Annotated in this window: 2 protein-coding genes; one reads left to right on the top strand and one right to left on the bottom strand. The window is 72.5% G+C overall.

Annotated elements, in window-relative coordinates; translation table 11 throughout:
• Nucleotides 1-108 precede the first annotated feature (108 nt).
• Entirely contained in the window at nt 109-768 is a 660-nt protein-coding gene (locus SSNG_RS31485; protein WP_007267995.1) for a helix-turn-helix domain-containing protein, read from the bottom strand.
• A gap of 94 nt (nt 769-862) precedes the next feature.
• Between SSNG_RS31485 and SSNG_RS31480 the strand changes: the two genes are divergently transcribed.
• On the top strand, nt 863-1,707 hold an 845-nt coding region (locus SSNG_RS31480), incomplete at its 3' end, for an aminotransferase class I/II-fold pyridoxal phosphate-dependent enzyme (protein ID WP_007267994.1).

Genomic DNA, 1,707 nt, shown 5'->3' with positions numbered 1-1,707 from the left:
GCCCGCGTACTGGACGTACTCGGGCTTTCGCCCGGTGCGGCGAGAGCGCGTGCCGGGCGTCGCGGGGCAGGCGCCACTTTGCGGACACCCCCCCCAGGTCGCGCGGGGTCAGTCCCCGCGCAGGGCGGCGGCCGCCGGGCCCTCGCCGTGCACCTCCAGGCGGCCCGACCGGACGGCCTGCGCCACGCCGAGGGCGCCCTCGCCGAGCTCCCGGCAGGTGTCGGCGTCGAGGACGAGGCGGGCGTCGGCCGCGTCGGCGGGCCCGTCACCGTAGACCGGACCGCCACCGTGGGCCGGGCCGTCACCGCCGAGGCGGACGTGGAACACGCCCTCGTCGAGGACCACGTCGACCACGGCCGGGACCCCGGTCGGCGGGAGGCGGCGCAGCAGGGGCAGCGCGTACCAGTGGGCGCGCAGCGCGTCGGTGGGGCGGCGTTCGGCGAGGTCGGGGGCACCCCATTCGGCGAGTGCGGTGAGCACGGGCAGCAGTCCGGTGCCGCGTGCGGTCAGCTCGTACACGGTGGCGGCGGCGGGCGGCGGGAGCTTGCGGCGGGTGGCCAGGCCCTGCGCCTCCATGTCCTTGAGCCGGCCGGCCAGTACGTCCGTGGAGACGCCGGGCAGGTCGGCGTGCAGGTCGGTGTACCGGCGGGGGCCGGCCAGCAGCTCCCGGACGATCAGCAGGGTCCAGCGGTCCCCGACGGCGTCCAGGGCGCGGGCCGAGGCGCAGTACTGGTCGTAGCTTCGACGGCGTGGCTGACGAGGTGACATGCAGCGCAGTCTAGACAAGATGTTGGACTTTCCAAGCTCTCGCTTGGTAAAACCAAGCAGCAGGACCGGAGTACGGGAACAGGGAGGGCACGGCATGGAGTTCCGGCAGTCGAGCAAGCTCAGCGAGGTCTGCTACGAGATCCGGGGCCCGGTGATCGAACACGCCAACGCGCTGGAGGACGCGGGCCACAGCGTGCTGCGCCTCAACACCGGCAATCCGGCCGCCTTCGGCTTCGAGGCGCCGGAGGAGATCGTCCAGGACATGATCCGGATGCTCCCCCGGGCCCACGGGTACACCGACGCGCGCGGCGTGCTCTCCGCCCGCCGGGCCGTGGTCCAGCGCTACCAGGCCATCGGCCTCACCGATGTGACCGTGGACGACGTCTTCCTCGGCAACGGCGTCTCCGAACTGGTCTCCATGGCCGTCCAGGCGCTGCTGGAGGACGGGGACGAGGTCCTCATCCCCGCCCCGGACTTCCCGCTCTGGACCGCCGTCACCACCCTCGCGGGCGGCAGGGCCGTGCACTACGTCTGTGACGAGTCCGCCGACTGGTACCCGGACCTGGAGGACATGGCGTCCAAGATCACGGACCGCACCAAGGCCGTGGTCATCATCAACCCGAACAACCCGACGGGCGCCGTCTATCCCAGGGAGGTCCTGGAGGGCATCCTCGAACTCGCGCGCCGCCACGGGCTGATGGTCTTCGCCGACGAGATCTACGACCAGATCCTGTACGACGACGAGGTCCACCACAGCGCCGCCGTCCTCGCCCCCGACCTGGTCGTCCTCACCTTCTGCGGGCTGTCGAAGACGTACCGGGTGGCGGGGTTCCGGTCGGGCTGGCTGGTGGTGAGCGGCCCCCGGCAGCACGCGCGCAGCTACCTGGAGGGGCTGACCATGCTCGCCTCCATGCGGCTGTGCGCCAACGCCCCGGCGCA

It is taken from the genome of Streptomyces sp. C, from assembly GCF_000158895.1.
GTDB classification, from domain to species: Bacteria; Actinomycetota; Actinomycetes; order Streptomycetales; family Streptomycetaceae; genus Streptomyces; species Streptomyces racemochromogenes.
This window is presented reverse-complemented; position numbering and strand designations above follow the sequence as displayed.

Excerpts from the sequence above, each read along its gene's own strand:
- SSNG_RS31485 (WP_007267995.1), bottom strand. The coding sequence starts at position 768 with ATGTCACCTCGTCAGCCACGCCGTCGAAGCTACGACCAGTACTGCGCC.